The sequence below is a fragment of the Desulfosporosinus fructosivorans genome, from assembly GCF_004766045.1.
GTDB lineage: Bacteria > Bacillota > Desulfitobacteriia > Desulfitobacteriales > Desulfitobacteriaceae > Desulfosporosinus > Desulfosporosinus fructosivorans.
In genome coordinates this window covers 566804-589502 of sequence record NZ_SPQQ01000001.1, presented here as the reverse complement: position 1 = coordinate 589502, position 22699 = coordinate 566804, and the positions used below count along the sequence as shown (strand labels likewise).

The window sequence follows — 22699 nt, the reverse complement described above, 5'->3', positions numbered from 1 at the left end:
TAATCCTTTATTTGTTAGGAATTTCAGATTGCCATATTTCCTCAATAAGAGGCACCATATTGGCCGGCAATTCTGGAAGTCTCTTACTTAGCAGTATTGCTTGCGGAATCACCCCTTTGCCTAGTGGGATCTTGTTGAATAATTCTTGCTCAGTGCTACTGAGTTTGGTATTATCCAAAACAGGCAAATCTCCCCAATTGGCATAGTCATATTTGGAGGCTTGAATCTCCGGACTAAGGACGGCATTAATGACAGCCATGGCTCCATCTTTGTTTCCCGCGTTATTTGGTATTGCCAAAAAATGCGTATTACCAATCATCCCTTTATCAAAGATAAAATTTCTGGCTGTATCTTTTATTTTGCCTTTGCTAATCATACTGGAAACGGCATTGGGATCGTAGGAGATGTCTAATACGGCTTCCCCGTCAGCAAACATATTATGTAGTTGACCGATAGAAGCGGGATAGGTTTTCCCCTCTTTCCACAAATATGGTTTCAACTCTTTTAAATAATCTATTGCGGGCTGAATCGCCTCTTTGAGTTTTTGCTTGTCTGTGCCAGCAGCCTTGACTTTTTCATAACCAACAACATCGTAAATGACATTACGTAAGAACGCACTTCCCGTAAAATCAGGCGACGCTGGATAGGTAACCTTCCCTTTGTATTTCATAGCAAAACCCAAAAGTTCTTGGGTATTTTTGGGAGTTTCAGGAGTAACGGCTGCGTCGTTAATCAGTACCAATTCCGCTTTTCCATAGGGAGATTCCAATCCGTCAACGCTATTGCCGAAATCATATTTGACATCATCGGACGTCTGATCGACATATTTCATATAATTCGGCAAACTTTGTGTAAATGGGCCATATAACAAATTGTTTTTCTTCGCTGTATAGAAATTCTCTCCATTCACCCAAATTAAATCAATCGAGCCTTTCTGAACCCCGGCCTGTTTTGCATCTGCAAGCTTTGAGATAACTGTTTGTATATCGTCAACTGGTATACGTTTTAAGGTGAGATCATAGTCGTCTTTGACTTTCTTAGCTAGTACATTATCAACCCATTTGTTAATCTTTTCATCACCGCCCCATCCGTAAAAATTAACTGTTGTCCCTTTAGCATTTTTTATTACTGTCTCAAAAATACTGTTGTCTGTTGTGGCAGCACCCTGCGGCGCTGCTTCTTTACCACAACCTGCCGTTAATAAGATAAGCGCCATAAAGAGTATGCATGTACAATTAATAAGCCTTTTCACTATCTTCTCTCCTTTATGTATCATTTAATTAATTGGGTTGGAACATTTGTGAATCCATCCCAACTTATCTAGTTCTGATCCTGGCATATGAGATTATTGAGTTACTAACTTACTTTATCTGTGTTCTTGAAACTTCTACATAAGGTTATTCTGGAATCAAATATTTTAGCGGTTACCTTTCTAGGGTGATCGGTGTTCCCATAAGTTGAGAATACCGCATAAGAATCCATGACTAGTTCTATTTGGGTTCTAACGACCGTTGCCAATAGATCTGCATTTTCCTCATAGATTCTTTCGTCTAATCCCCGTTTAATTAAATACCTGATAGTATCCGATATGGATTCACCTCTTTTTTCCGCGATCATCTTGATTTGTTCGAACATGGCTTGATGGAACTTCACCGTAACCGATCTAAGGGCTGTTGACACAAAACACCTTCCTTTGGTCGACGGTCTTACCGTTCGACTCCTTATTTTCCGCGGTTTCTGATCAATATTGAGCTTGATGTCTTATCAACCAGTTAATATGCAAATACTGTGCCAATAAGTTTAGATTCCTCAATGCCTCGTTAGAATGGGCTTTTTCTGATTTAGCATTGGTACAGTCAAATTACTTTTGTATCATTTTAAAATTAATTTTCCCAATATGAAAATGTTCTTGCTTTGAGTAGATTTTTTTCTTCTATTAGTGAATTCTTAGCTTTCCTAATCTGTATGACATTTTTTTACACTATTCAGTCAAGAAATATGCCATGTTTTATTGCATGACTTCAAGGAAATCAGGCCACTATTGCTCAAATAAAAAAAAGCGCCCGTTGAAGATCTCAACGAGTACGCATAAGAAGTTTATTATTTCGCTAGAGTTAATTATTTTAGCCTTAGAATTTTTCTCTCTATTTTATCATTTCAACTAACAGGACATAGGACATAGGACATAGGTCATACCCTTCCCTCCCCGCTGCATATACAGGGAATCCAGTTTCCTCCGGGAAAAACACACCTTCAGTGGCAATGGTATATATTTGTGTAGATTATTGTTTCTGTGTTTCAGTTTCAACAACTCGACAGGGTATACCATTATATGTCCATGTTCCAAGTAATTTATCAGATTTGTCAAAATCCGCATTGGTTAGAATGTTGGCGTTAGAAATCCAAAGTCCTCCCAAGGAAGGTTCAGCTGCTTCCATTTCAGGATACCACCAACCATATTCCACACTCACTACTTCGGGGCACATGTCAGCATATTTTAATGTGAACAATGCCCTCCCCCGCTCCGTCTCAACCCATACCTTACTTCCTTCTTTGAGACCCAACTGATCTGCTGTCTTAGGATTGATTTTGGCCAATGGCTCGGGATGTAGTTTTCGCAATCGATCAAACTGACGAAAGCTGGATGCATTATAAGGTTGTACCCTCGAACCAGTAATTAGTTGCAATGGATATTTAGTATTTGAAGATAAGGGTAATATAGGTTCCGGCAAAGGTTCATACCCTATTTCCAGAAGGATTTCACTATATAACTCGACCTTTCCACTAATGGTTGCGAACCCAGCTGGTTGTCTATCTTGAAGCTCTGTCATATTGTGCTTTTGATAAGTGTTTTGTTTCGTATATAATCCTTCATTACAAAACTCATCCCAACTCATATTCGCAGGGGACAGACATTCTCTTAGATTGTCTTGCATCGTTTCTTCTACCCAGTATTCAGTTTGTCCAAGCCTTTTTCCTAGCTCTCTCCAGAAATAAAAGTCAGGTTTTCGGTCAAAGTATGGTTCAAGGGCCTGCTCTCCTCCGTAAGCTAGATTAGCTGTTCCTGCTTTAGTCTCAAACAAGGGTCGTTCGAAAGCACCTGCACTGGGAAGAACGTAATCGGAAAGCATAGCGGTCGGTGTGTTAAACAATTCTAAGGCCACGAGTAGATCGAGACTTTTTAGAGCTTTGTAGATCAATTGCGTATCTGCCTGTGTCAGCAAAGGGTTCGTCGCCATGACAATCAACGACCTGATCGGGTATGGCTCCCCAGACAGCATAGCCTTCCACACTAAATTGGGATGAGCGGAAGTGAGGTAGCGCATGGGCAAGCGCTTGCCTTGGCGCATCGTAAGCTCCCGCACTCGTTTATAACCGGGATAGGATTGAAGTAACAGCTGATCCTTTCCCAGTTGTTTTTCATGAAAAGCGTCCGGAACGATTTCACTTAACTCCTGATCAAGCTCTGGCACAAAGTCTGGCATAACACTTAAATGTGATGCTCCGGCAACATCTAAGTTCCCTGTAATTGCCCGCATGATAGCCAAAGCACGGTGAATTGCAATGCTATTTGAGCCAAGTTGATCTATTCCTCGCCCGCTACACAAAGACGCTGGCTTGCTTTTAGCATATAAGTGTGCCGCTTTAATGATGTCTTCCTCTTTGATTCCAGTAATACCCTCCACATAATTTGGGTGAAAGCGAAGGACATGTTCCTTGAGACGATCAAACCCATGGCACCATTTTTCTACAAATTTATGGTCGTACAGGCCTTCATCAATAATTACATGCAACATACCCAACGCCAAAAATCCATCTGTTCCTGGTTTTATCTGAAGCCAAAGTGTAGCCCGTTCAGCTGTCTTTGTGTTGCAAGGATCAACCACTATCAAAGGTTTCCCAGTACGACTGAAATCTAAAACAGTCCTCCAAAACAGAGAGTTATCAGATTCTCTGGGGTTTGTTGCCCAAAGCAAAGCACATTCAGTATTATTAAGGTCAATTTCATTGTCAATGGTCCAACCGTATGTCAATGTATTGACCCAAGTAGCAGGATTCCAACAAATTTGTCCAATCCCCATATTGTTCGGACTACCAAAGAGATTCATGAAACGATGAAGGGGCCAATAGCTGGTATTCGGACCACCAATCGCCGATGAAAGCATTTCTGGTCCGTGTTGATCCTTCAAGCTTTGTAATTTCTCTGCGATCTCATCCAAAGCTTGTTCCCAACTGATTTCCTGCCATTGCCCACTGCCCCGCTCTCCAATTCTTTTACGCGGATAGTTCACCCGTTGTGGATGCTCTAAATATTCCTGTGCTAACCGCCAGCGCTGGCAACCTTTTAAAATACTGTTATCGCAGGGGAATCGAGTGTTATCCGGGGCAATATCTATTAATCGCCCCTCACTTACAGTGGCTGTATGTCCGCACAAATATCCACAAAAACGGCAATTTGTTCTTACCTGTCTTTCTTCCTTCATTATAACCTCACTTTTCCATCTAAGGGACTCCGTTAATATGAATACTGTACCTCCCGGTCCTAAAACCAAAGACAGCACAGTACTCCGTTTTTTCTAAGGTTCTATTCTGAAACCGCTGATCATTGCCTATCTAGCAACGCCTGATTAACACAGAAAGAAGAATTCCCCATTATTATTTCCAAGCTTTCAAAAATGCTTCGTCACCAATAGGGAGTCTGGACCGATATTTTTGTTCACCTGGCAGCCAAGTCCGATCTTGACCACTGTATACTACCAGTAAACGCATGACGACTCCACCCACTAAGACTAGTAAGGTGCCAAACACTTGAATTAGATTAATGGGTACCAGGATTAGTACGATCGGTAGTAAGGTTCCTATAAAGAGGAACCCTCCTTTAAAGTGCATAGCGTAATTTCCACTGATCCATCGATCAGCTGCATTCGCTTCACGCTCAGTAGTCCCGGTCTTTTTGATCCAGATGTATCCTATCCAAAGAATGAACTGTAACACCAATAATGCGACAGTCAAATAAGGTAATCCATCCAACACAACTGAAGAAGACGCATCAACAATTTGCCATGACGTAACGATTGAAGCGAGTGCGTCAAATACGAACTGACTTACAATGTGCGCAGCGGCACCCGTAACCAACGAAGAGATCACGAACAAACTCATGATTCCTGCTCCAGTCCAAAACGGACGAGATTTATGTCGTGCCAGCAAGATTCCAGGGTAAGTTGCCACAATCAAACCAAAGATTACACTGACTACTGCAAAAACTTTACGAGCCAGGATTGCGTCGCTCCAAGGTAGGGATCCAATTCCAAAGGAAGCGAAGATAATGCCAGCTCCCATTGCCAACACCATACTCCAAGCACCTATTGTTAAGATGGCTTTCGGATTCATAAACACTCGCCAAGACTGAAAAGGTCGACCAAGCTCTAGGACCAATAAGCATGCTCCCAGCCCTATACACAACGCACCCAAAAGATTACCCAAGACCGAAGTCATTCCGGTCCCTAAAAACAAATCAGCGATTCCGGCAATAACAAGCATTGCGCCGCCCATACCGGCAAAAAAGAAATCAACGGCTAACATCCAACCCCAAGAATCATGTTTGTGGCTCATCGGATCTGTCCCTCCAATCCGTAAATGTAGAAAACGTAAGGCTCAGTACCAAGCTCATCAAGCAAGCGTACTGCATGCTCTCCGTTCACCAGTTTAAAGACATCGCTAGTTTCATCCTCCAGATCGCCAAAAATACGAGCCTTTTGATGACAACTTTGCACACAACGAGGAACGTTCCCTTTATCTACGCGATCAAAACAAAAATCGCATTTCTGGACAGTTCCCTTTTCATGATTTGAAACGCGAGCTCCATAAGGACAAGCCATCACACAAGACTTGCATCCAACACACTTGGATTCATCTACCCATACGATCCCATCGTCGCGGCGCTGAGATGCCCCCGTCGGACAGGCATTTACACAGGGCGCATTTTCACAATGCATACATAACAGAGGAATATGAGCCATGTGCAAATTAGGATATACTCCGGTAGGACCCACTGTCGTCACCGGATTGTAGATCATATCGACTGGAAGGTTATTATGAACTTTACAAGCAACTGTACAGGATTGGCAGCCAATACAACTACGTGTATCTATAACCATTGCGTAACGCATGTTAGTTTCCCCCCCTTCCATCGGTTGCTTTAACTTTATAGACTTTACATAATAAGCCTCTATTAGCCCACGTTCCGCTCATCGGGTCGCAATCTTCATCTCGGGTACTCGTTAAGACATTGGTATTGGATTCTAAGCAACCACCCAAATCCGGTTCAACTACTTCTCTTTCGGGGAACCACCAACCACGCTGGGTCACAATGACCCTTGGTGCAACAGCTTGGGTTATGTCAGCTTTTTGTTTCATTCGTCCACGCTGCGTCTCAATCCAAACCCAATCATCTTCTTTAATAGAATACTCTGCAGCCGTCTCTGGGTTTATCTGGAAATAGGGTTCATGTCTTAAGTAACGAAGTTCTTGGATCTGGAACTGCTCCGAATGGTGGAAGGGCATAAACCCATTGCCAGTCGTTAAAACCAGCGGGTATTCTTTGGCCAATTCTGGATGATCTATCTCATTTTCTACGGGACCGACGTATTCCGGTAGCGGAGAATAACCGAGGTCTTTTAAAACACTGGAATAAAGTTCAATTTTTCCTGAAGGTGTGGCAAAACCTTGCCTCTGAGATTTGTTGTATTCTCTTTCAGGAAAGTGGAATCGATAAAATTCTACAAACTCGTCATAGGTGTCGAGACCATACCCCAATGGTTCTAATTTGAAATGGTAAGCATCTTCAACCGTTTCCCAAGGCCACATCTCTTTTTGTCCTAAGCGCTCCCCCAGTTCTTTCCAGAAATTGTAATCATTTCGTCTTTCATACATGGGCTGTATGGCGCGTTGGGATGCAAGAATAAAGTCAGCACACCCATAGACAGCAGTCATGGTCGGGCGTTCAAGGGCTCCGGCTATCGGCAGGACATAATCGGAAAGAGCCGCTGTCGGGGTCATCCAGTAATCACAGGTTACCATGAATTCTACTTTTCTTAAGGCCTCTAAAACCATTTTGCTATTTCCATAGGAGTTAACGGGGTTGGTTGCTGAGACCAGCAATGCTCTCACCGGATAAGGCTTACCCGTAAGAATTGCATTAAAGACTGAGGGGGGGTGAGCTTCACACATCCATTCCGCGGTGGGTGCTTTACCCCAAACTTTCCTTGTATTTTCAGCAATTTTGCTATATCCCGGCCAGGTCATAAGCTTAAAGCGATCTGAGCCGATCTGCTTAGCTTTTTGTTCGTCTGTTAGATACTCATTGCATTCCATCTCTTCTTCCGTAATAGAGTCTAAACTAGGACCCGTCAAGAGATCTGATCCGATGGCATCTAGGTTACCAGTTAGTGCTCTTAATAAGGCACGTGCATGAATGGCTCCTCCAGCTGTTCTACCCTGCTGATCCAGCGCAGTCCCCCATTGGATATTGCCTGGTTTGTTTGTAGCATAGATCGTGGCGACTTCTCTGATTTGTTCTGGGCTAAGCCAGGTAAGCGGAGCCGCCCATTCCGGGGTAAAGTCTTCAACATGTGCTACCAGTTCCTCATAACCTACGCAATTCTCTGCAATAAATTCATCGTCGGCTAGCCCTTCATAAATGATAACGTGCAACATAGCCAAAGCCAGAGCTAGGTCTGAACCAGGTCGAAGAGGCAGCCACAGATCCGCTTTAGACGCTGTTTCGGTAAAACGCGGGTCAATAACGATCAGTTTGAGTCCTTTTCTCTGTAACTCTGTAAGATGGTGCATTGCTGGCATGCCAGAAGCTCCAGGATTCTGTCCCCATAAAATGATACAGCGACTGTTACCCATGTCCAAGTCAAAAGGACTCCAACCACAAATTGCCGTTTCTATCATGAAGGTTGGCATCCAGCAGAGATGAGCGTTGTGAAATCCATTTGGGCTACCGAAAAGATTCATAAACCTACGACGTGCCCAGTCATCCGTACGTGCTGTACCACCAGCTGTGGCCACAGCTTCGGCCCCAGATTCATCTTTGATTTGGGTGAGTTTAGCGGCAATTTCACTAAGAGCTTGATCCCAGGAAATAGTTTCCCATTTTCCTTCGCCCTTTTTGCCAACCCGTTTTTGTGGATAATTGATCCGTGCAGGATGATCAATGTGTTTTAATGCAATATTTCCTCGACAGCACAATCCCCCCGTATTCGTCGGAAATTCGGGATCACCTTCGATTGCTATTACTTTGCCATCTTTCACGTAGGCTAAAACGCCGCAGTTTTCGTGACAAAAATAGCAACATGACTTTTTAATTTCTATACCTTCTTGTTCCAAATCCACATTCCTGTTCATCTACTACCTCCAACATTAAATTTTTAATATTTCAGGCTAAATCTCAAGAATTTCTTTTATTCTTGTCCGACTAACGGATTCAGTTGATATGAACAGAATGGAACCAAACTGCCGTCAGGTTTTGATACAACCATGCTACATTCTTTTAGGCGTTTCAGATCCATAGTCATGGCATCCATAAAATTCATGATTATTATTGAAAGTCCCTTGTGTGAATCAGGAAACATTTTGCCTGCAATATCAGTAAATACTGATCCTTGAGGACTATCGGGATCGAAGTAGCGTGCGTATTCTTGCGGGGTTATCTGCCGAGTGATCGGTTGATATTCACCTTCCTGCTCTAACAGGTAGGTACCAGTATCACATAGCGGATGTGCGCAACCCAACGGCCACAAGTCATAGGGTTGAATTAGTCCCTTGCTCTGTTCAGCAAGCATAAAAATTACATCTCCCATCGACAGACGACGACCCGCTGTGACCTCAAAACGTCCTGAGATGAAGGCCGGTTGAAGAGCGACTCCAGCAACAATATCATTATTTTTTAGAGCAAAATCCAGGACATCGCCCATTCGGTCATGATTGATTCCATAAATCACAGTCATAGCCAGGACAACTTGTAGTCCTGCCATTCGACAATTTTCAATGGCCTGTAATTTTGTCTTAAGCAGGTCTTTCCCACGAGTTTTTTCGAATATGGAGCCTTCCAAACCGTCAAATTGCAGATATATACCGCTTACACCAGCATCTGCTAACTCCATTAAATAATCGAGGTCATTGGCAATTACAATTCCGTTGCTATTAATCTCAATGGCCTCGAAGCCTACTTTTCTACCCAATCGTACGATTTCCGCTAAATCTCTGCGTGTACTCGGTTCTCCTCCAGTAAGCTGAATACTGGTTAACGGGCTGGTTTTATTCATAATCTGCCTATATTGTTTTTCAAGCTGTTCAAGATTTGGCACGATTGCAGGTCTTACCGATGTATCCGCTGACATGAAACAAACTGGGCATCTAAGATTACAATTATCTGTTACCTCAATTTCGACTAACGTAGAATGTCGAAGGTGGCTCGAGCAGAGACCACAATCGTGGGGACAACCTTTCTTGGAGAGTTGCCCTGATTTTAATTGGTTGAAAGGAAAACGGAACGACTTCAGCCAATTATAATGTTTGGCATCTGGCCAAATACAGACAGAAAATGGTCCATGCTTAGGACATTCTTTTTCAAGATAAACGAGGTTATCTTTACTAACAATCTTTGCATCTATAGTTTGTAGACAAACTGGACAAACACTTTCTGTATAATCAGTAACTGTAATGTCATCTAATAATTGCATTTAAGATACTCTCCTCGCTTTAGCATTCGAAATATTGAGAAGAACAGGGTTCTTTTCAATATTTCGAATGCTCCCATGCTTTGAAAGCCGGAGCATTTTGGGCAATTCACTTCTCTTCTCTCCTTCCTGTACCCAGTAGATCTTGCCGATCCGTGAATGTAATTGAACATATGAGTAGTAGCTAAAGCGTTTTTTACATATATGTGCATTGGTTCCTGTCATGTTTTCATTATTACACCAATAATTAATGCAAAAGCTATGCCAAGTTGATTGTTATTTGGATAGCCTTATAGAAACCCGTTTTTAAGGGTTTTGAATTCTTGACAATGCAACTCAATTTCTATGATTCAGTATTAAAATGAAAAAAACTTTGTCATATTGAGATTTTTATGCCTTATTTGCCTTGGCTCGCTATCTTAATTTCACAGAGATTTCTAGAGTCCTCGAGGATATTATGTTGTAAGAAAATGGACCTCAATATTAAGTTTATAGTAAGCCTAATATGCGTTCCCTGAGAGGTCTTCCCGTTCTCCACGCGACCCTTGTCACTAGCCGTATGACCCCTACTCGAAGCATTAAGCCATCACCTCAATGCTGTCCCCAGAACGAACCACTCCGCCTTCCAACAAGCGAATAAAAATTCCCTCTTTCGGCATGACACACTCCCCAAGTTGTTTGAAAATTGCACATTTCGTGTGGCATTCTTTACCGATTTGAGTGACTTCTCCGATACTGGTTTCCCCTATCTTCAGTTTTGTTCCAATGGGAAGGGTGAAGAGTTCCAGTCCTTCCGTTGTCAAATTCTCAGCAAAGTCCCCTGGTCCAACATCCGCCCCTTTGTCCGACATCTTTTTGATACTTTCCATCCCCAGCAAGCTGATCATACGATGCCAATCTCCACCATGCGCATCTCCTTCAAGACCAAAGCCGATTTTCAAAATTCCTTCGCCCACATTTTTTTTGCGCATTCCTTTTTTTTGACTCGCGCAAACAGCAATTATTTTACCCATTATAAAGTTCCTTCCTTCATCTCATCCTATTTTTAACTAGAACGAACTACGGGCTGATATCCCTTCATATAGCATCATACTATCCTTCCTCGCAGATCATAAAAATTGTCTAATATCCTGTGCCAATCTCAACGCTGTTCGCAAATAGATTGCAACCCGAGGTCCCGTAGCACTGCTATGGTTCGCACCGGAGCGGTGATTCTGGAATCATAGCTTGTACCCTGTTCCAATACATTCAGAATTGGAATCATGCTTGCGAGATCTACGGGAAGGTCGATATCAAACACAATATCTAGTGGCAGAATGGGAATGTGCTCCTCTCTGGCTTTTTCTGCCAGCGCCTCTAGCGCTGTGATTCCCTCCATGTTATAAAACACCGTTCGAAAATCAAAGGGGGTATTACAGGTATAACCCGCAATGTTAAACCCACCCTCTTGATCCGCGCTCACAACCATTGCTGCTCCAATATCTGAATGAGAATTATTATTATGAGTCGCAGCTTGTTGTCCAGCCGGGCTACTACTTAGTATTTCTAGCTTCTCTAATGCATCAATCAGTGTGTGCTTTTGCAAGCCCACCACATCGCCGCCTACAATCAGCATGCTCTCCGCCAGCTTTTCCTTCTGGCCAGGCTTTAGCAGACACTCAACCGCATGCTGCATGCATTCATCAAAGCAACCACCCTGGTCTGCAAATATTCCTGCAATTTTATCCAGACGCTTTAATTGAGTGAGTACCATACCTAGATGGTTTCTGTCTCCGTTAGCGTTATAACAAATCCAAACCTTGGCGTTTTCTACCGATGTACAAACATCAATCACATCCAGCAGGCAAGCCTCATAGACATATTCCGCTTCTTCCTGAGTCAGAATTCCACCACGTTCTTGAGTCAACCTAGTTTTGACGTTTCCTGCTTCGGGTACCTTAGTGAAAACAATAATTGCGTTTTTCAAACTCTCTCACCTCCCATAATAACCACTAGTACGGGTTGACACTTTTGTCTCCAATAGGTATTCACGTGGAATAATCTCATTTTGAAACATTATTTTAAAATGATTTGAGATTTTTTCTTAACACTTAGCAATATAATTTTTAATTTCCTTTACAACACCGTCAACATCGTCAACATGATAGCAGGGAACACCAATATCCCATGGAATATCGCTAGCAATTGCAAGACGTTGAACAGCTTCACCTAAGAGCTCCCGATGCACCGCAGATCTGAATACTTCTATTGAAGGTTTGCCACCCTTCTTGAAGCCTTCGGTCAAAATAAGGTCCACACCAGATATCCTTTCAATAATTTCATCAAGAGTCTTTTCCTCAACCTTTTCAATTATTGCTAGTTTTTTTGGAGACGAAATGGCAACAATATTGGCCCCCGCCTCAGCCAATCTCCAGGTATCTTTACCCGGTTTATCCATATCAAAGCTATGGGCATCGTGTTTTATGGTAGCAATTTTTAATCCCTCTGCCCTCAACTCCCTGATGACCTTCACCATCAGAGTAGTTTTTCCTGAACCTGATTTGGCGGCAACAAAAGATATTACCGGAATACTTGAGTTCTGCACCATTCATAGACCTCCCTGTAACTTTCCTACTTGCTTGTAATACCATAATGACCGTGATTTCTTCATTTCTTCTACCTTGGTCTTGGCCCGTTACCTTATGTTCCGATTTCTCTCAATTACTTATATGCAATAAACGTGCCAATCAATCGAAATCTCGCAAAGCCCCATGAGAAAAGGATCTTGCCGATCCTCGTACATCTTTCAAAGAATTACTTCGTCGTCTTTTGAGTAAATATATTCATTATGAAACGGAAAAGCGTTAAGCCCCCACCTTGAGGCGGGGACTTAACGCTTTATTAAAAACTCTGCGGCTAATGGGCAGTAATTAAAGGTATAATTTGTTCTTCATCAAAGGCGGCATATGTTCTCCCTTTTTGTAACTGAATAATCCGGGGCGAAATGAGCGTGCGACACGTTTCTAGGTCAATAAATGCCTAAACATCAGTATTAATACTTATAGAACTAACATCTTGAAAAGTCGAATGAAAGCCAAGGATTGTGCCCGACCTTGAGCCCCCAAATTGGTAAGCTTTCCAATAACAAACCTTGTAAGTAGATTATTCACAATACAAGTTCACTCCTCTAGTAAATTTCCTTCCTGTTTTGGCGATCTGATTTTACTTTGGTCTAAAAATTGGTAGCTATCGTGTAAAACGAACGACTTACAGTTCAATGACTTCTAAGTCATTCGGTACAAAAATATTCCCTTTATAATACATTTCCCCCTCATCAGAATATAGCTGCTTGCGGTGTTCAATATTTTTGTCCTCAGTATGCCACAAAACGAGGTTATCAACGTTCAATCGTGTGGCGAGTTCACAGGCTTCTTTTACAGTGCTGTGGTTTTTTTCATAGGGTTTGAAGATTTCACGCTCACTATAAAGACAAAATGCCTCACTTAATAACCAGTCACTATTTTCTACGTATTCCTCGCATAACGAATTATAAGGTTCATCTCCCAGAAAGGTGAGAGTTTTGCCGTTATTTAACTTAGTAGTAAAGCCAAATTGTTTTTCCTTCTTTGAATGAATATCAAAAAATGTAAACTCGTACCCGGCTAGGATTTCCTTCTGTCCATCTGCTACAGGAACTAAGATGATTCTCCTTCCGATTAAATCTGTAATTACCTTATCCAGTGTCGCATCAGTAACCGATAGTATATTATCAACTAGCTCTCTATGGCAGTAAATATTTAAGTTGCCATCATATCGTTCTGTAAGCATTAGGGATGCTATACTACGTATAACCCATACCATACCCAATAAATGGTCTGTATGCCGATGTGTAACGAAGGCATTATGTATACCAGCAAAGGGAATCTGAGCTTTTTCCAGAACTCCAAGAATCCCATTGCCACCCCCAGCATCCACCAAAATGTATTCCTTCCCCTTAGTTATTGCAAAACAGGTGTTGTAGCATTTTGTCACAAAGGCATGACCAGTTCCTAAAACTATAAGTTTTTCCAATTCGATTTCACTCCAATACACGAGTTGTGACCTGTGCGTTCCAGCATGCGTTTTGGATTTATTCGATTCTGAGACATAATTGCATTAAGAGATTGGGGGAATGCCCCAATCTCTTGTGTACTCTGAATATTTATAAATCGAAAGCCCTTGATATTAAAGCTCAACGCCTACAAACAGATACTGAAAAGTTGTGTTTTATTAAAATGGAGAGAATTCATCATCGTCATCTTCTTCAGCAGGTTTAGTTGTTGCAGCAGGATCTACTTCATCTAGGGTAGATACACATTGCTCAACTTTCTTCGGCCAACCCATTGATCCTTCTACACCTGATACATTGTTTAATTGACCCTCTGCAGCACCCGGTACTCGGAAAGTATTGATATTTAACTTCTCTACAGCTATTTCTACTGGTACTGGGATTTGCGGCACATAACTGTAAGGATACCTGTAAGCTCTGTATACGAAATTCATTATTGTTTCGAATGGTTGAAGATATTCCCAAACAATTTCTTTTTCGTTAGTCACTTCAATTAGCCTGCCTCCAACCCCTTCGGTAATCAATGTATTGCCATTGGGCAGGCGTTGAGCTGAAGAGACTAATGGGCTATAGAATCGATAGTTGCCAATTACATCTACGCCAGGGTATAAGTCTTTGCCGTTTACTTCCCAAATAATCTTCATTGTTACCGGATCAATTTCTAACACTCTGGAACAATCACGAATATCCGCTTTGCTACCATCTTTTGACGTTCTCGTGGGATCTCCATAACCACCCCAACCGCCATTATCGAAAATAAGGATATTACCCTCACCGGGCAAACCTCTGGGAATCATGTGCACATGATGCTGTCCAATGATTTGGCCGATCTTTCTTAATTCCTTGGTCTCTCTAAAATCCGGTCCCATTTTCCAGACGACTTTTCCTGTTTCCTTGGATATGATCGCAGAAATATTCGATTCACGGGCATCCCAAATGATGTTGTCCGGATGGAAACGCCCATCCCCTGCATCGTACCATTTGTTAGGTCCTAAGAGACTCATGGAGTTGATATGCATCCAGTCACCCATACCCCCACCATTCTTATGCATATTGGGATTTCTGGATAAGGCGTTTTTCGCCGCCTCAGAAAAGCCAAATTCCTTAAAATGTTCGTTAGCTCGCCACTCCCAAACAATATTCCCCTCAAAATCAACTTCGATAAAGCAGTCATCTAACAACCGTTTATCGGAGATTTTTTTGTTGTATACGGTTTCATGGCAAAGCAAAATTGTGTTACCACTGTCTGTTTTTGATTCCATACCCGGTACAAAGTATCCAACGGAGTTGCCTTCTCTTTGGTAATCATGATGCACCCGCGCCATCCATTGTGGCTCATTGCCAGGATCTTCGATATATTCTTTTTGATTAAATTTCCAAACCACTTTGCCATCCCAGTCCACTTGGACAAGATCGGTTTGATCCTGATAACCATGAGCGGTATCACGGACCCCGAGGTGTCCAAAGACTTGACCACCCGGCAATAATTTGTTGGGGAATCCTTGCAAATCTTTCCACTGCTTTACCACATTGCCGTTCATATCTATCAAAACGGCTCCTACCCCCATGATTGGCATAATAGTATAACCGCTCCAGGCTTTTTCGGGATTGTAAATTGTGACCCCTGTAGGATGAATTGTGGGTTGACCCATAATAAAAACTCCTCTCTTTTAAAATGTAGCAATACAATCTTGCAATTGAGTATAAAACCTTTCAGGATCCATCGCACAATTTAATTGTTTTATTAATTACTAAAGTTTTTAATCTCGCCCTCGCACCGTAAATAGCAGCAGTTAAGCCTGCTGGTCCCCCGCCGCTGATTACGATATCATAATTGTTCATCCTGCACCTCTTATATTAACTCCTCAATTTTTTCTGCCATATCCTCTTCCTCAACATCGCCTGCTAACTTTCCATAGAACTCCCCGCCTTTAAAAAACAACAGCTGAGGAACACCTTTGAGGGAAAAATTTTTAAACAAAGCCTTATCATGCTCGACATCCATAGCGTAAAATGATAATTTGCCTTGATAATTTGCCTTGATACTTTTCCGCAACTTCTTCTAACCTGGGGACAACTTCTTTACATACATGACAATCATGCCTTGTAAATGTAACAACGCAGGCCTCATGCTTATCATAAATTGCTTTATTAAAAAGTTCAGCATTAATTACCTTGAGTTTCATTTTTAAATCTCCTATTTACAGACCATCAAGGTTCTACCGTGATATGCATCACGGTAGAACTTCCCAGTTATACAGGCATACGAATACAGCAGTATTATAGCTTTAATGATGTTTTTATATCGTACTTCAGGTTATCGATATTCAAATACATATCAAATTCGCCTGACAGACCTTCCCTGTTCACATAGTACTGCACATCATTTTCCTTTTGTTCTTCAAACGATACACAGGCGGCTGTGATATCATGCACCTCGGTGGGTACTGAGTAAAACTTTGAACCCTCCGCACCTTTTAATTCCAGCAGGACCTGGGAACCTTCCGCAAATGTGCCGCGCAGCGCCAAACGATCTTCCTCAAGCACAAAGGAGAGGGCATATTGTTTCGGCAACTCCACACCTGCCTCTTTAAACTTAACTTTCAGGCCAAACTCAAGGTTAACTCCAAAACCACCTAAAAATTTACCTTTACCCAGCCCATAGTTAGTTTTTTCATCATATAAGGCAAGTCTTCTGGCTCTGTAGTAGTTGCCGCCTTTGACTTTTAATTCATACTTAACTTCATTGTTGAGCACTTCTACAGTGATTATTTCCAAGGTCAAGTGGATATGTTCTTCTCGATGCTTATTTATCTGCAAAGCCCCTAATTCGTCGGTATGCTTCCCCTTGAAAGTTGAGATACCGCCTGAGTGTACCATGTAATGTCCTTCACCGTAGTAATCCACATTGCAGATATAAGGGGAATAGAATTCCGCTCCTCGTTCTTTGCCATACTGCCAGACTTGTTCTATTTCCATTTTGTCAGTATCTATTCTGTAAATAACCCCTCTAGAGAAGTTATCCTCAGGCGGCACCCTGTTTTCCGTGGTTTTGGATCTATAGGTTCCGTTATCAAAGAGGAAGACATCGCCGTTAGGTAAAATTCTGGCCGCATGTTGCTCGTACTGCCAGTCAAAGTCACCTTTAGTTACATTTTTGAAGAAATATTGTTGCCACTCTTCTCCCCAGCCTTCAGGGTCACCAATAATCCAGTTTAACTTGCCTGTATCATAATTAAAGTTAATTACAGCATCCTGGTGCCGTCCGGACATGGTAATGGAATTGGTGGGTAAGTCATACCAAACAGCGTTATTGTGGAACCAGTCATGGTGATTCCAGTCTCCTGCTTTACCTTGTTCTCGAGGCAATATCTTGAGCAGATCCCAGGACTTAACGATTGCGCCAGTTTCTCTATCAACTTCGACAACATAATCTTCCACAGATTCATCAAAATTGTTATCCGTTGCAGCTAATAAGTTGCCGTTTTCTAATTCTATTGCATCATGGTGATATCCACCCGGCAGCCTATGTTCGACGTAGATTTTACCACAAAAGCCTATTTCCATAAGTCCAACAGTATAATATGGCTTTTGCATAGAGCGGTAAGAAGATACTAATAGTCTTCCGTTAGCTAATTGCTTAATATCCCAGCTTGCCTTTTCTGTCATCACCCATCTTAAATCACCTGCATAGTCAAAACCGCAAGTTCTGGCAGAATCAATCAAAGGAGTTGCCGTTGATATAATCATAATATCTTTGCCAAAGTAATCATATGTCGTATCACAAGAGAATGCCTTGTTAATATTTAATTCTTCCACTTCAATTTTAACCTCGGCTGTCTTACCATCTTCTAGGGTTAAAACAACGGTATTTACATAGGCATCATATAAGCCATAAATAGGCAACACGTGCTCCCTGGCGGCAGCAAAAGTATGGTCTAAATCCCCTTCTACTGCTTTGCCTTTTACCGTTACTTTTACAGCAACATCTTCTTCGGTATTAAAACAAATCACTGCGGCCAGGGGGTTAATTAGATAAGGGTTTTTGACTACATATGGATTCTCTATAGTATATTTCCCTGTTCTAAATTCAGATAAAAACTTTTCCTCGGATTCATGTTGTAAAGTAATTAAATGTTTTTGAGTTTCTAGATATTGTCTCATGAAATTCTCCCTCTTTTCATTTATTTAATTTGCGTTGCGGACCATAAGCTTCCTTTACGAAATCCGCAATCACAAATCACTTCTTTTTAATAAAGCTTTTCTATCTCAGTTAACACCTGATAAGCTCTCGCTGCGGTCCTGTAGGGAAAGAGCGAAACAAGGGGTTCTATCGACTTTAAACGCTCGTCCTTTGCTTCTGCTGGTCTAAACATTCGAATTAGATAGGGATTATTCTTGCTTCCCGTTCCCTCTTCTATAAGCTTAGCAGTTTCACCAATTTCCGCCGGGGTCAGATAACTGATCTCGGAAACATCACCTTCTTGACGAATGATTGGAGCAATTGTGGTCTGAAATTGATAGCATGGAAACTGAGCTACTAATGGGATACTTTTTAGGATATCACTCTCAACCAGTGGCTTTCTTAAGATCTTACTATAAAGTACCGTCGGTCCCACAACATTCATGACGACCTTATCAGCCAGCCCCTCTTCGAGGATATGTTTGAGAATATCACTATTTATGCCAGTCGTCTCAACCTGCAACTTCATCGCATTCTTTTTCAAAAATCGCAGCACTTCAAGAAGCTCAGCAGCATTTTCAGGATTTCCGGAACAAGGGTGAATCCCATCTACCCACTCCTTGTGAAGAGTCCCGACACAAAAGAATCCATCTAACCTTTTCCCAGCACTGAGATAAGCAATCGAGGCCCCAATTCCCTGGCGAATCACTTCCCCATCCGTAAGAATCGGAAATTCCACTCCATCTTTGCCCCGCGTTATAAGGCCTCGATTAGCTGAGTAAAACTTCTTGAAGTCTTCCTTGCCGTCTGTTTTCATGTCCTTCTCTTCAAATGGAATGCCTTTGTTAACCATGAAACTTTTCACAATCTTACAGCGAGTACACCCAGTAGCCGTAAAGAGTACGCAACTCATAAATCCGCCTTCTTTTCCATAAAAGCTCTTACTGCTTAAACTTAGTAATCCTCAAGTGGTCTTTTAGTATTTATTGCCTGCACTATATATGCACTATATAATTTGTTCTACAATTAGAGTTATAATATGGTGTACAACTAGAACTTTTGATACATAAAGCTCGACAATGTAAATAGAGGAAGGTGTTTAACCATGCGTATAGAGCATCTCTATTATTTAGTTGATATAGCTAAAACAAAATCTATTACACTTTCTTCAGAGCATCTCTTCATCTCTCAGCAGGGCTTAAGTCAAGCTATTCAAAAGCTCGAGGCAGACTTAAATGTTTCTTTGTTTCGACGCTGTCGTCAGGGAGTAGCTCTGACGGATGCAGGTATCCTCGCCGTAGAAAAAGCAAAAGAGGTTATAACTAAATACGAGGTATTACTGCGTAGTATGGAGCCCTATTTCAATGCTGACAATTCAAATTCAAACGATAAATTAACCCTTGGAGCGACTCCTTACATGAGCAATTACCTACCTCAGATCTTAGATCTATTTCGGAAAAAGCACCCCAATATCAACATTTGCATCGAAGAACAAAAACCTAATGAGATTGTAACCAAGCTTACTGAAGGGTGTACTGATATAGGACTTGTTAATTTACCGGATTTTTATGACTATGAACACCTCAAAAACAGCAACGTTCTTTTTGAAAAAATACGTGGTTTCGAATTCATGGTTTGTGTGGCTAAATCATCTCCCTTATCTAAGAGAATAATATTCAAGAAATCTGAGATAAAGGATCACCCTATTGTGGTCTACAAGCATGAACCCTATTTAGAAATCCTTACTCACATGTTTGGCGACTTGAGTAAACTAAATATCATTGTGAAAACGAACAGTCGAGAAATCTATTTGAGGACAATAATCCACAGTAAAGCCATTGGTATTACGACACTCACGGATTTTAGCCTATTTCGCGAAAAATCAATGGTCGCGATACCAATTAAAGATAGTCTTAACCTAGATTTCGGGTACCTTATTTCTACGCAACAACCTGTATCATCGGCAGGCCTAGATTTTCTTGAGATTTATAAAACCTATATAATGACTAAGCTGTCATTGTAACTCCCCGACCAACGTTTCATGATTGACAGATTTCTATCTCAAAGTATATTTATTTGCAATAATTATCACAAACAAAGATTCCATGTGTCTTGTCACAAGTAATCTTTGTAAACCACTATCAGCGTCTACTAACAAATATAAAGAGAGTAGGGAATTAGCTATTAGGCCAAATTCCCTACTCTCTTTGCGCCTCATCAAGAACGCTTATTGCGATGGCGCGTCTAATGTTACGCCGTTCACGACAGGTTGGATCGTATTTCTAATATCTAAATAACAATTATTACTACAATAAATACTTGATACCTAGCTCAATAAAACGTTGTTGGTCTTAAGACTTTAGACAATCTACAATGTGCTTAAAATAACCTTCACAATCTAAAGGAAAAGTTCATTTTATTCAACGCGGGAAGGGAGGAGCATCCTGATTATAGCAATACACAATTCTATAAATGTAGGAGGTTAATGCATGTCAGTTCAAACAGTAAAACAACCTATGAGTATGAAAAATTCAGTGATTATGCTAATGACATTTCTTCTGCCACTAGCAATTCTGCTTATTCCGACCAATGAACTGTTTACCCCCCAAATTAGAATGTATTTAACAATTACACTTTTTGCAATTCTAACCTTTATTTTTGGTAATATAAATCAGACTGCGATTTCAATCTTATTACCGATTGGCTATGTAGTTTTAGCAAAAGCACCTGCTGCAGCTGTTTTTGCCCCATGGTCACTCTACATTCCATGGTTTATCATTGGCGGACTATTTCTGGCCAATGTTATGGAACGCACCAACCTGCTCAAACGAATTGCCTATAACTCAATTTTGCTGACCGGGGCAAGTTATAACGGCATTATTTGGGGATTATCTTTAGCCGGGGTAGCGCTCTTTCTCTTAATTCCCGGAAATACTGTTTTCCCTTTGGCAGCTTTAGCTTATGGTCTTTGTAAAGCCTTAGAACTTGAAATCGGCAAAGAAACAGCTGGCATCACCATGGCTGCTGCCATTTCCTCGCTCCTTCCCGGATGGTTCATCTTCAACGCGAACTGGGGTTTGCTTACAGGACTAGGCAAAGGTGTAGCCGGTCAAGTCGATTTAACCTGGATTCAGTACCTTATGTACAATAGTATTTCTATTGTTTTCTACGCATTTATGTTTTGGGTCATCACCAAAATGTTTAAACCCGCTGTACCTATCAATGCTAAAGAATATTTCAAAGATGAATTAGTAAAATTAGGGAAAATGTCTTTTGATGAGAAAAAAGTTCTCATTATGTGTGGTATGCTTTTTGTTTTCCTCTTAACCACTCAATACCATAAGATAGAAGCGGGCTGGGGTTTTGTAGTTTTCCCGATGTTGCTCTACTTCCCCGGATTCAACGTAGCCACCAATGAAGACATAAAAAATGTCAATTATGGAATGGCAATATTTACAGCCGCTTGTATGGGTATTGGAACAACTGCTGGAGTCTTAGGCTTAGGAAAAGTTGTAGCCACTGTCATGCTTCCGATGCTCGCTGGTAAAGGGGTTATGTTCATTTTTGGGGTTGTCTATTCAATGATCTTTTCTTTAAACTTTTTAATGACTCCGTTGGCAATTATGTCGGCATTCACCTTACCGCTTACTGAAATTGCTATGAGCTTTGGCATTAACCCCGCTGCTTGGTATATGTTCATCCAAATAGCAATCGACGCGATTATCTTGCCCTATGAATATGTCCTATATTTGATCTTCTTCTCTTTTGGGATTGTTAAGTTGTCAGACTTTGTCAAGTTCCAAGCAATGAAAACCTTACTAACTATAGTTTTTGTGTTCGTGATACTCATTCCATTCTGGAGACTGATTGGGTTCTTAATGATGTAGCTACAGTCAAAGAGTCCCCCAGTGACATAACACTAATTTTACCAGTCACAATTTATAGAAACCGGTGACCCTTCGAGGCGCCACTGCCAAAGAAATCGCCGGAGGCCTAAAATCAAAAAAAGAAGTATCCGCTACGTACTATCACAGCGAATATTGGGGACAAATTAACATTACGGAGTTTAACCTCAACAATTTAATGGCTAAAGAGCCTAGGAGCGTTCCTATAACCTCAAGTAATGGGATTTACCCTAATAACAAGAGGCAACCTCACAGTTGCCTCTTGTCACGTATTCTAGATTAATTAATATGCGGTTAAACGATGTCATTTGAGCCGAAGGGTTTGTATAGTAAATAGGCCCATTGTTTCTGATAACCCAGAATATAATGCGAAGTCAATCTATAAGCCGAGTTCTGTCCCTCCGTATGGAGGTGATGATCATCTATCTCGAACCGCCGTTACCGACGGCCTCTAGCGACCTTACCCGGGAACAAAAACGGGCCGTTCATAGTTCCCCTATTCAGTCTTGCTCCAGGTGGGGTTTACATGGCCAGCCAGTCACCTGGCTGCCGGTGAGCTCTTACCTCGCCTTTCCACCCTTACCTAGTCTTCAGCACGCTGAGGACCAGGCGGTATCTCTCTGTTGCACTATCCTTGGGGTTCCCCCCACTGGGTGTTACCCAGCACCTCGCCCTGTGGAGCTCGGACTTTCCTCAGAGGCGACCTTTCGGTCCTTACCTCCGCGATCATCTGATTGGCTTCGCTACGCTATCTTACTAGAAAAATCAGCTTTGGTCA

General features: G+C 41.6%; 18 protein-coding genes, 1 other RNA gene and 1 pseudogene. 2 read left to right on the top strand and 18 right to left on the bottom strand.

The window, feature by feature from the left end; all coding sequences use genetic code 11:
* Window positions 1–7: 7 nt before the first annotated feature.
* The 17 genes and pseudogenes from E4K67_RS02830 to E4K67_RS02755 form a co-directional block, all read right to left on the bottom strand.
* A complete protein-coding gene (locus tag E4K67_RS02830) occupies window positions 8–1252 on the bottom strand; it encodes an ABC transporter substrate-binding protein (protein ID WP_199242440.1) in 1245 nt (414 codons plus the stop codon).
* A gap of 104 nt (window positions 1253–1356) precedes the next feature.
* Entirely contained in the window at window positions 1357–1680 is a 324-nt protein-coding gene (locus E4K67_RS02825) for a hypothetical protein (protein ID WP_135544865.1), read from the bottom strand.
* A 602-nt stretch (window positions 1681–2282) separates the two neighbouring features.
* Window positions 2283–4484, bottom strand: coding sequence for a molybdopterin-containing oxidoreductase family protein (locus tag E4K67_RS02820; protein WP_135544864.1), 2202 nt, complete (start codon window positions 4482–4484; stop codon window positions 2283–2285).
* A 172-nt stretch (window positions 4485–4656) separates the two neighbouring features.
* Window positions 4657–5613: an NrfD/PsrC family molybdoenzyme membrane anchor subunit gene (gene nrfD, locus E4K67_RS02815; RefSeq protein ID WP_199242439.1), complete on the bottom strand. Its 957-nt coding sequence runs from the start codon at window positions 5611–5613 to the stop codon at window positions 4657–4659.
* The gene (locus tag E4K67_RS02810) at window positions 5610–6170 is read right to left on the bottom strand and encodes a 4Fe-4S dicluster domain-containing protein (RefSeq protein WP_135544862.1); all 561 of its coding nucleotides are present in this window, start codon (window positions 6168–6170) and stop codon (window positions 5610–5612) included. Before E4K67_RS02810 ends, nrfD begins: the two co-directional genes overlap by 4 nt.
* A gap of 1 nt (window position 6171) precedes the next feature.
* Window positions 6172–8412 carry a molybdopterin-containing oxidoreductase family protein gene (locus tag E4K67_RS02805; RefSeq protein ID WP_135544861.1) on the bottom strand — a complete coding sequence of 747 codons (2241 nt, stop codon included), beginning with the start codon at window positions 8410–8412 and terminating at the stop codon, window positions 6172–6174.
* A gap of 56 nt (window positions 8413–8468) precedes the next feature.
* The gene (locus tag E4K67_RS02800; RefSeq protein ID WP_135544860.1) at window positions 8469–9749 is read right to left on the bottom strand and encodes a radical SAM protein; all 1281 of its coding nucleotides are present in this window, start codon (window positions 9747–9749) and stop codon (window positions 8469–8471) included.
* Between the two features lie 575 nt (window positions 9750–10324).
* The gene (locus tag E4K67_RS02795) at window positions 10325–10759 is read right to left on the bottom strand and encodes an MOSC domain-containing protein (RefSeq protein ID WP_135544859.1); all 435 of its coding nucleotides are present in this window, start codon (window positions 10757–10759) and stop codon (window positions 10325–10327) included.
* 128 nt (window positions 10760–10887) lie between these two features.
* A complete protein-coding gene (locus E4K67_RS02790) occupies window positions 10888–11712 on the bottom strand; it encodes a TIGR04282 family arsenosugar biosynthesis glycosyltransferase (RefSeq protein WP_135544858.1) in 825 nt (274 codons plus the stop codon).
* A 117-nt stretch (window positions 11713–11829) separates the two neighbouring features.
* Entirely contained in the window at window positions 11830–12333 is a 504-nt protein-coding gene (gene mobB / locus E4K67_RS02785; RefSeq protein WP_135544857.1) for a molybdopterin-guanine dinucleotide biosynthesis protein B, read from the bottom strand.
* A 659-nt stretch (window positions 12334–12992) separates the two neighbouring features.
* On the bottom strand, window positions 12993–13796 hold the full coding sequence (locus E4K67_RS02780; RefSeq protein ID WP_135544856.1) for an MBL fold metallo-hydrolase: 804 nt from the start codon (window positions 13794–13796) through the stop codon (window positions 12993–12995).
* Between the two features lie 198 nt (window positions 13797–13994).
* Complete coding sequence (locus tag E4K67_RS02775; protein WP_135544855.1) at window positions 13995–15485, bottom strand: aryl-sulfate sulfotransferase; 1491 nt, start codon at window positions 15483–15485, stop codon at window positions 13995–13997.
* Window positions 15486–15567: 82 nt separating this feature from the next.
* Window positions 15568–15675, bottom strand: a pseudogene (locus tag E4K67_RS02770) (FAD-binding protein); the annotation flags it as partial.
* Window positions 15676–15685: 10 nt separating this feature from the next.
* Complete coding sequence (locus E4K67_RS31445) at window positions 15686–15838, bottom strand: YbbN family protein (protein ID WP_420841516.1); 153 nt, start codon at window positions 15836–15838, stop codon at window positions 15686–15688.
* Window positions 15822–16019: a thioredoxin domain-containing protein gene (locus E4K67_RS31440; RefSeq protein ID WP_420841515.1), complete on the bottom strand. Its 198-nt coding sequence runs from the start codon at window positions 16017–16019 to the stop codon at window positions 15822–15824. Before E4K67_RS31440 ends, E4K67_RS31445 begins: the two co-directional genes overlap by 17 nt.
* A gap of 94 nt (window positions 16020–16113) precedes the next feature.
* Window positions 16114–17997, bottom strand: a complete 1884-nt coding sequence (locus E4K67_RS02760; protein ID WP_135544854.1) for an aryl-sulfate sulfotransferase — start codon at window positions 17995–17997, stop codon at window positions 16114–16116.
* An 86-nt stretch (window positions 17998–18083) separates the two neighbouring features.
* Window positions 18084–18929, bottom strand: coding sequence for a glutaredoxin family protein (locus E4K67_RS02755; RefSeq protein WP_135544853.1), 846 nt, complete (start codon window positions 18927–18929; stop codon window positions 18084–18086).
* Between the two features lie 192 nt (window positions 18930–19121).
* On the opposite strand from E4K67_RS02755, the gene E4K67_RS02750 reads away from it, so the two are divergent.
* Both E4K67_RS02750 and E4K67_RS02745 read left to right on the top strand, forming a co-directional pair.
* The gene (locus E4K67_RS02750) at window positions 19122–20039 is read left to right on the top strand and encodes a LysR family transcriptional regulator (RefSeq protein ID WP_135544852.1); all 918 of its coding nucleotides are present in this window, start codon (window positions 19122–19124) and stop codon (window positions 20037–20039) included.
* A 466-nt stretch (window positions 20040–20505) separates the two neighbouring features.
* Window positions 20506–21903 carry an SLC13 family permease gene (locus E4K67_RS02745; protein WP_135544851.1) on the top strand — a complete coding sequence of 466 codons (1398 nt, stop codon included), beginning with the start codon at window positions 20506–20508 and terminating at the stop codon, window positions 21901–21903.
* 384 nt (window positions 21904–22287) lie between these two features.
* Here E4K67_RS02745 and rnpB read toward each other — a convergent pair.
* Window positions 22288–22663, bottom strand: an RNA gene (gene rnpB, locus E4K67_RS02740) — RNase P RNA component class A.
* Between the last annotated feature and the right edge of the window lie 36 nt (window positions 22664–22699).